The sequence below is a fragment of the Gemmatimonadota bacterium genome, assembly GCA_016712265.1.
In the GTDB taxonomy this organism is placed as follows: domain Bacteria; phylum Gemmatimonadota; class Gemmatimonadetes; order Gemmatimonadales; family Gemmatimonadaceae; genus RBC101.
The window spans coordinates 25,009-32,905 of the sequence record JADJRJ010000012.1 but is presented as its reverse complement, the minus strand read 5'-3'; the positions used below and the strand labels follow the sequence as shown (position 1 = coordinate 32,905).

The 7,897-nt window shown below is 65.8% G+C and carries 8 protein-coding genes; 7 read left to right on the top strand and 1 reads right to left on the bottom strand.

Annotated elements, in window-relative coordinates:
• Positions 1 to 18 precede the first annotated feature (18 nt).
• The 4 genes from IPK85_02550 to IPK85_02535 all read left to right on the top strand — a co-directional run bounded on the left by IPK85_02550 (position 19) and on the right by IPK85_02535 (position 2,895).
• Positions 19 to 399 (top strand): hypothetical protein, encoded by a 381-nt coding sequence (locus IPK85_02550; protein ID MBK8246279.1) that lies wholly within the window; start codon positions 19 to 21, stop codon positions 397 to 399.
• Positions 396 to 671 (top strand): hypothetical protein, encoded by a 276-nt coding sequence (locus IPK85_02545; protein ID MBK8246278.1) that lies wholly within the window; start codon positions 396 to 398, stop codon positions 669 to 671. The genes IPK85_02550 and IPK85_02545 overlap by 4 nt, the downstream gene beginning before the upstream one ends.
• Before the next feature lie 133 nt (positions 672 to 804).
• Complete coding sequence (locus IPK85_02540) at positions 805 to 1,920, top strand: hypothetical protein (GenBank protein MBK8246277.1); 1,116 nt, start codon at positions 805 to 807, stop codon at positions 1,918 to 1,920.
• Between the two features lie 3 nt (positions 1,921 to 1,923).
• Entirely contained in the window at positions 1,924 to 2,895 is a 972-nt protein-coding gene (locus IPK85_02535) for a hypothetical protein (protein ID MBK8246276.1), read from the top strand.
• Here IPK85_02535 and IPK85_02530 read toward each other — a convergent pair.
• Entirely contained in the window at positions 2,869 to 3,165 is a 297-nt protein-coding gene (locus IPK85_02530; GenBank protein ID MBK8246275.1) for a hypothetical protein, read from the bottom strand. The two genes, IPK85_02535 and IPK85_02530, sit on opposite strands and share 27 nt — an antisense overlap.
• Positions 3,166 to 3,301: 136 nt before the next feature.
• Between IPK85_02530 and IPK85_02525 the strand changes: the two genes are divergently transcribed.
• From IPK85_02525 to IPK85_02515, 3 genes are all read left to right on the top strand, one after another.
• Positions 3,302 to 4,321 carry a hypothetical protein gene (locus IPK85_02525; GenBank protein MBK8246274.1) on the top strand — a complete coding sequence of 340 codons (1,020 nt, stop codon included), beginning with the start codon at positions 3,302 to 3,304 and terminating at the stop codon, positions 4,319 to 4,321.
• Positions 4,322 to 4,675: 354 nt separating this feature from the next.
• Positions 4,676 to 7,048 (top strand): hypothetical protein, encoded by a 2,373-nt coding sequence (locus IPK85_02520; GenBank protein MBK8246273.1) that lies wholly within the window; start codon positions 4,676 to 4,678, stop codon positions 7,046 to 7,048.
• 15 nt (positions 7,049 to 7,063) lie between these two features.
• Complete coding sequence (locus IPK85_02515) at positions 7,064 to 7,894, top strand: hypothetical protein (protein MBK8246272.1); 831 nt, start codon at positions 7,064 to 7,066, stop codon at positions 7,892 to 7,894.
• Positions 7,895 to 7,897 lie beyond the last annotated feature (3 nt).

The following is a 7,897-nucleotide window of genomic DNA, read 5'->3' as shown; positions in this document are numbered from 1 at the left end:
CGCTGCGGACGATCCTTCGTGCATCGGCACGAAGGCTCGCACCTGATCGACAACCTGACGCTGGCCCGCGAACGACTGGCGAATGCGCCACGCAACCGGCGTGACGCCGTCACCTCGTCGGCGGAAACGCGCCCGACCTCATGGATGCGGTTAGGTCGGAAATCAACGTACTTGAACAGACGGGACGAGCTGACCGCTGACGCGATGCAGGCGTACATGACCAACCCCGGCCGGTTCAAGGCGAAGTACCCACGGCTCGGGAAATGGATCAGGGACTCTGTGAACCAGCATCCCGATGTCGCTGGGCTCATCCAGTTCAACACCCTCTTCCCGTGGGCGGCGCTGGGCGGGGCCGCCGGCATCGGTTCCCTCTACATGGGTGACGAGGAGGGGATGTGAGCCGCATCCGGATCGCACCCCTTCAAGGCACGTCCCCGGCCGAAATCCAGCAGTGGGCGAGACAGCTATCCCAGCAGGTGGAAACCGCCCTGTCTGGGATCGTGGCTGATATCAACGCCTCGCCCGTCCGGGCCTATACCGTGGACACGCTCCCGAGCCCGACCGAGACGAAGCGCATCATCTACGTGATCGACGAGACCGGCGGGGCGGTGCTGGCGTTCAACGACGGGGTCGACTGGCGAAGAGTGACCGACCGCGCCGTCGTTTCCTGATCCAGTTCCTCGACGACGTTCCATGCCTCCGCTGCCGTGAGCAGCGGCCCCGGTTCCCCGGCGATGATCGTGTCGTCGAAACAACCCGAATGCGTCGGTTCCATCAACCCATCATAGCACAGGAGGGCTGCCGATGTACGTCCCCGCACAGCAGTCCCTGAGCGAATGGCTGCAATCGAATGGCGCCGAATCCGGACAGCCTGCGGGCATCGGATCACTGGCGCCGGCAGGTCCCTCGCCGGCGGGGGGCTTCCCGGCGGGGGACCTGCTCAAACTGGGGAAGTTCGGCTTTCAACAGCTTGCTCCGGAGACGTACAAGAGCCTGACAAGCTGGGTCCCGTCCCTGTCCGATATCGGGAACGCTTTGGGCTTCGAGGGCTTCGGCGCGACGGGGTTGGGGTCCGCGATCGGTGGTGCCGCGACCGCGGCAGGCTATGCGGCGCCCATGCTCGCCTTCGCCAAGATCATGTCGGCGATCAACCAGAACACCGACCATCCGATCACGCTGGGCTCGGGTTACACGTCCCTGGAAGACGGGTTCTACGGCGGTCAGGGGCCGCGCGTCGGCGAGGCTAAGGGACTTGCCGACCTCTACCGCGGGGATGCTGGATGGTATGCCGGCGGCGATCCTTCGATGGTCGAAGACCTTGACACCGCCTTCGGGTCCATGTCGTGGAAGAAGAACATCCCGGCCTATTCCGTGGGCGGGGCGGCCTACCGGACCCCGGAACTGGCGGCGAACTCGGGACGACAGATCGCGCGGGGGCAGATGGGGCTTCCCGTCACGCTGGAAGACCTCCCGGATATGTTCCGCGGCAGCCCCGACTTCTCGCTTCTCTCCCAGTACCAGGGCAACGCCTCGCTCCCGGTCTGGGACGCCCCCCGGCAGATGCCGAGCGATTGGGACCAGTGGCAGGAGCGGGCGCAGAACAGCAGCTATTCGGGGCAGTCGAATACGGAAGCGAATGCGTGGGCGCCGGAGATCATCCAGTCCTACGCCCAGAGCCTCGGGCCTCGTGGGGAAGAGTGGTTCCGCACCGGCCTGACCTATGGCGATCTCTACAGCTACACCGGCCCGAACAGCCCCGATTGGGAACTCAACGAGTACCTGACGGCCGAGGACGATACCCTGTCACGGGTTGCGGCAGCGAACGGGGTGGACGCCCCGCCCTTCGATCCCTTCACCTATGCAATGGGACCGGGCCGGGTGTTCAACCCCGAGCGCACGAACCTCCGCAGCGGAGCGTGACGCATGGACGGCGCCGGCATTTCCGCCCTTCTGCCGACGGTGGGATTGAGCGGCCTTCAATCCGAGCATGACGGCATGGTCGCTGCCGCTCGTGCGCTGGAAGCCGGGCAGCGTGGAAATCCGATGCCGTCCGGCCCTCGGATGCCGTCGTCTGTTTCCGAACTGATCCCGCCCACGCTTCGCGACCGACTTCCGAGCGCGGAGATGATCGCGAACCTTATTCTCGGCATGGCGCCGGGGAGCGGTGATTACATGGCCGCTCGGGATGCGATCGGAGCGACTGGCGCGGGGCTATCGGCGCTCGGTCAGGGCGACTACATGCGGGCAGGGGCAAGAGGTGTTGATGCCTTCACCGCAATGCTTGGCACCGTTCCATTTATCCCGTATTTTGCAGGCATGGCGAGCAAGCCCAGCACCTATCAGGTTGGCGACCGCATCCGGAAATACGCCTCGGAAATGGGGTGGGAAGTTACCGACACGGCGCGTTCCGGGGCGAGTGGCAGCAACTACTTGCACCTCGCCCGGCCATCCGGGAAGGTTGACAAGTACGGCGATCCGATCATGGATCACGTCAAGCTGCGGATCAGCGACCACGATCTCCCGCCGACCTACAAGCGCACAATCGGCGAGGCCGATTACGATGTCGGCGTCGGCGGCAAGAGCCGGATGGACGAGCAAGGTGGATGGGCCGACGCCGTGGGATGGCTGGCCCGTCGGGCCGGGGTCGAACCGCCGAAGGGCGCGCGTCGGTACATGACGCCGCAGGCGGCCCCGGTTGCGGCCTCGGCGATGGAGCCGGAATCCGTGGCGCGCGCGCTCGCGTCCAACCCTGCCGCAATGGACATGGCCCGCCGGATCATGGCTCCGGGCGTCCCGCGCGACCAGATGCTCGCGGGGTTAAAGGAAGTGAGCGACATGCTGGGCGGCGAGGTCACGGTCTACGGACTGTCAAATGCCATGATCGGGCTTCGTTAGCCGACTGATTTCCATCCCCGGCAACTTCCTCGCCAGCTCCAAGGCGAGTTCCCGATCCGCCTCGTGAATCTCCGCCCATAGCCGGGCGACCCGCGCTATCGCGTCGGGTAGATCACCCTTGTCGGGCACGCGCCATACGGTGGCGCCCAACTTGTCAATGCGGTCCATTATCCGCGCCTCCATAGCCGCCCGCGCGATCGTCTCGACCGCCTCGTTCCAAGCCCGTCTGTAGCCTTCACCCTTCCCGGCAAGGAAGTCGTAGCCGGTCATGTCTCCGTCCATGGGGCGGAGGATACCCGACATAGGAGTGCCTGCCCATGATGAACCGTGCCGGCATCGGTAGCCTGATGCGCGCCGGTCCCGCGCCCGGTCGCGCGGGTCTCTCCACCTCGCCCGTGGTGAAGCGGTGATCCCGAACGCCGCGATGAATGCCGATCCCTCCCTTCGACAGCGCGCCATGATGGCGATGGCGTCCCGAGGGCGGAACCCGTCGCAGTTCACCGTGGGGCAGCGGAACCTCCGCAACCCCTCGACCGGCGCTCCGATGTTCGCGGATCTGATCTACACCGAGAACGGATGGGTTGATCCCTCGACGGGGCAGGCCGCGGATTTCGGGGGCGGGAACAGCTTTGCCAACTCGGGGACGAACTACAGCGGGCCGGCAAACTTCGACCCGGTGACCGGCCGCACGCGGGTTGCCAGCTTTGGCGGCCTTCCCACGATCGCCGGTCGCCAGATCGGCGACATCGTGGAGTTCTCGGAGCGGACGCCGGAATCGCAGGGGTTCATCACCAGCTTCGGCACAGAGGCCGGGCGGACGGCATCGGTCGATACCTTGGCCCAACCGTTCCGCGACGCGCGAAACCAGGGCATCACGGCGACGCCGGACATGTCCCCGTACTTTGCCGGCGGCGTCAATCCGGTGTACGGGGCGCAAGGGCTGCCAGCCGCCCCCCAGCAGAACGTCCAGGACCAGGCCTCCAACTTCCCCGCCTTCACCGCCCCCCAGACCTACGACCAGTGGCAGCAGACCCGGAATCCTTCGGGCAAGAACGTGCCCAATACCTTGTTCGGACAGACGCAGACGGCGGGGGGCAACGCCGGGTTCTCGACGGGCGGCATGGAAATGCCCAACGTCCTCGCGGGACAGATGCCGGTCCCCGGCGCACAGTGGGGCACTCCCGGAACCGCCCTCGGGTTCGGCCGTGAGAACACCGCCAATGACCCATCGATCCTCCGCTCCGGGTACAACGACCTCAGCCTGTCGCCCTCGATCTATTCCGCGGCGTTCGGCGCGAACGGACTGATGGGGCAGCAGTCGGGCATTGCCTTCTCGGGGCAGAACCCGATGACCGGCGGCCAGAACGGCCAGCAGAACCAGTACGGAACGCCCTACGGCGCGTTCAACACGGCCTTCCGCTACTGACGATCTCGACCATTCCCAAGCCTTTCGGGCCTCGCTTCGGCGGGGCCTTTTTCGTTTCGGGGGCGTGCCCATGAAGATGACCACCCGTCGCAAGGTCCGCGACCACAACGCGCCCGCGATGGGCAAGGCGGTCCGCGCCATGGCGAAGAAGGGCCGCGCCGGGGATACGCATGTCGGCCACCTGACGCCGGGCGAGGTTGTGGTTCCGCGGGGTGTCTGGGAGGCCGATCCCGCGCTTCGGCAGCACGCCTCCCAAGCGATGATGCAGGCGGGCCTCGACCCGCTCAGTACGTCGTCGGGCATCCGAAGAACAGTCGCAACCCGAAAACCGGCGCGCGGGAATTCGCCGCTCAGATGGTGTCCGACCCGGTCAACGGGACGTACTGGTGGGACCCGTCGACCGGGACCGCGAGTTCTGCGCCGCCACAGGAAAGCGCGCCGCCGCAGAACAATTCGGCATCCGCGATGTCCGCCGCCGCTCCGCAGGACAATCGGAACTGGGGCTCGTCCGCCAATCAGGACGTGAATCGTCAGCTTGCGCAGGCGACCGGATTCAGCGGCGACTTCGGCGGCTGGACGGGCGGATCGACGGGCGGGTTCAACCAGTACATGGCGAACGCGACGCCCGAGCAGCGCCAGCAGGCCGAGCAGATTCTGCGCGACGCCGGGCAGTCGAACCGGATCATGGACTGGGGCGCGGGCGCGCCGCAGGACGACGGATCGGCCAATAATTTCGGCTCGCCGATGGCGGAAACCTCTGGCGACCAGTCCTGGGGATCGAACCCGAACAACTACCAGGTCAACCAGCAGCTCGCCCAGCAGCTCGGCTATACCGGGAACTTCGGCGGTGGGGCGTTCAACGACTGGATCAACACCCAGCCGTATGCGACCCAGCAGCAGGCCGCGAACATCCTGGCACAGAACAACCAGCCGGAGCGGATCGGCAACTGGGGCGGCAACGGGTTTCTCAACGAGAGCCCGTATATCGACGGCACCGTCCCGGTCGGCTATGTCACGCCTCCGCCGCCGCCGGAGAGCGGACCGACGCAGCCGTTGGGAACGGGCTACAATACCTTCGATTTCGGCACCGGGCTGGACCAGGTCCGGAACTTGGAAGCCTACTATAAACAATACGGTCAGATTCCGGTCGCCTCCGGGTTCACGCCCGAGAACAACCAATCGTTCGGCATCTACGATCCGCGACCGGGCTTCGGCGGGGATTGGGACCCGACATTCTCCCAGATCGCCGACCTGACTCCGGAGCAGTTCGCAGCACTGGCATCGTCGATCGGTGTCGACCCGAACAGTCGCGACGCATACCTCTACATCAACAACTATTTCGGCCTCGATACCCTCGATTACGGGCCTGTGGTCTATCAGAACGGCGTCTATCAGGGGCTACAGAACCAGAACGATCCGATCGTCCGGGAAAGCCCGCTGGATCGCGGGTACATCACCGTCGGCGCGTGGCCGAATGTCGTCGATGTGCCGTTGGAGGACATCTACTCCGGCAAGGTGAACATCAACGCGCTCGAAATGGCACTGTCGGCCGGGTACGACCCGAACGGCATGGAAGGCACGATGACCAGCCTCCAGGCCGCGGACCAGATCTATCGCGCGATGCCGGGGCTCAATCGCGTCCCGATCAACTCGGCCGAGTTCAACCAGATCAGGAAACCCCTGGAGCAGGCCGTTCCGGGATTCAATGCGCAGGTGCAGAACCGGATCAACCGGCAGATTTCGCAGGGCCGCTCGATCCCCTCGGGAAACACGATCGGCCCCACGGACCTCGGGCAGGTTCTCTCCGGGGTGTCCACGGCACCGATCGGGACGACGACGGGCGGGACGCCGGCCGGGATCGCGAACGCGATGTCCGCCGGCACGCCGGGTGGCTCGATCCTGGGCGGGGCGCTCGACTATTCCAACAACTCGCCGGGCTGGGATCGGGGCTCGGAACTCCTGTCGCAACCTGGGATGTTCTCGATCTGGCGTCACCCGGACGGCACGATCTACCACTCGGACGCAAACGGCGAGTGGGTTCTTGAGCCTATGGGCAATGGCTTGTATCGCGACACGCTCTATGGCGTGCTTCGCAACTCGGTCGGAACGATCGTCAACCCGGATGGCTCGCCCGTCATCACTCAGTATAGCGCGCAGAACCATCCGAACGGCTCGGCCGATATCGGTCGGTTGTATGGCTCGTCTGGGGCAAACGCCATGCTCGGCCCGTTCTACGGGGTCGATCTGACCACCCTTCGGGATGGCAACAACACGCCTATTCGTGGGTCGTATGCGACCGGCTATACAGGCGTCCCGCCGGCACGAACCGGCGCGGCGCAGCCGGACGTTCGATCCGGAACGGCAGGCGTAGGCGGCCCGGCCCCGTCAAATGGCGGCGTGTCGACAACCCCCGTCAACACCGGGGGCACCAACGGCACGACGACGACGGGAACCGGCCTCACGCCGGGGACGACGAACCCGTACTCCCTCCCGATCAACTTCTTTTTCGGGATGCCGACCGCGGGCGGGACGGGCACGGGGACGACGACGCCGCAGCAGTCGACGGTCGACCCGCTCTCCTGGCTGTCGCTGCTCAACCTCGGCTACGGGTCCTCGACCTACGGTTATCCGACCTACCAGTCGCAGAACCCGCAGGACGCGGGCGGCCTCAACTACGTGCAGCCGAACTCGCAGCTCGTCGAGTTCCGGTCGCCCTTCACCTACTGAGCGGGGGATAGGCTCATGTGGAACCAGTCTTCGGGCGCCTCCATCGGGGCGCTGTTGCAGAACCTCGCCCAGACGAACCCGCGGGTTCTCCAGCAGATCATGCAGATCATGCAGCAGCGCCAACAGCAGGGCGTGGGCGGGATCGGAAGTCTGCCGCAGCCGGGGGCGGGCGGGCCGATGCCGATGGGGCGCCCAGATTTGGCACACTACCTGAACAATCCAAACCTTGCCGGCAACGCGCGTGACGCGATTATGGGGCGTCCGTCAAATATGGCGTATCAGGTCGGGGCGTTTTATCCACCCGAATTGAGCCGCTTTCCGATGCCGGATAGCGGTTCGTCCGATCTCGCCTATCGCGTCGGTCGCGACGGGCCGATGCCGATGGGCGGCCTGTGGGGTATGACCGGCCAGCAGCCGACGAGCCCACTGCCCTACGGGCAGCGGTTCAACACGACACCTGATGCGCCTGCGCTGGCGAGGATGCCGACGTCCTACGACGGAGGCCGAACCTACCAGATGGAGACCGTCAACACCGGGTCGAAGTTCTATCCTCCGAGCGGCCCGAAGCAGTACGGCCCGACGCAGCCCTCCTACACGATGCCGACGGGCCCGAAATACATGCCGCCATCTGGGCCGAAACAGTGGGGAACGCCGGAACCGTACGCCGCCCCCACCGGCCCGAAATACATGCCGCCGACCGGGCCGAAGGTCTACGGGCAGACCATGCCCGCAGAACAGCCCCCGGCATTCACCGCCCCGTCCCAGCCCAAGGTCTACAACCCGATGCCGGTGGTCGGGGACGGAACCACGGGCCTCGACTGGTACGCCCAGCAGGCGGGGAACTGAGGA

What these genes read in the sequence shown, in the direction of transcription:
- IPK85_02540 (MBK8246277.1), top strand. Translation starts at nt 805, where the DNA reads ATGTACGTCCCCGCACAGCAGTCCCTGAGCGAATGGCTGCAATCGAAT.
- IPK85_02535 (MBK8246276.1), top strand. Translation starts at nt 1,924, where the DNA reads ATGGACGGCGCCGGCATTTCCGCCCTTCTGCCGACGGTGGGATTGAGC.
- IPK85_02530 (MBK8246275.1), bottom strand. Translation starts at nt 3,165, where the DNA reads ATGACCGGCTACGACTTCCTTGCCGGGAAGGGTGAAGGCTACAGACGG.
- IPK85_02520 (MBK8246273.1), top strand. Translation starts at nt 4,676, where the DNA reads ATGGTGTCCGACCCGGTCAACGGGACGTACTGGTGGGACCCGTCGACC.
- IPK85_02515 (MBK8246272.1), top strand. Translation starts at nt 7,064, where the DNA reads ATGTGGAACCAGTCTTCGGGCGCCTCCATCGGGGCGCTGTTGCAGAAC.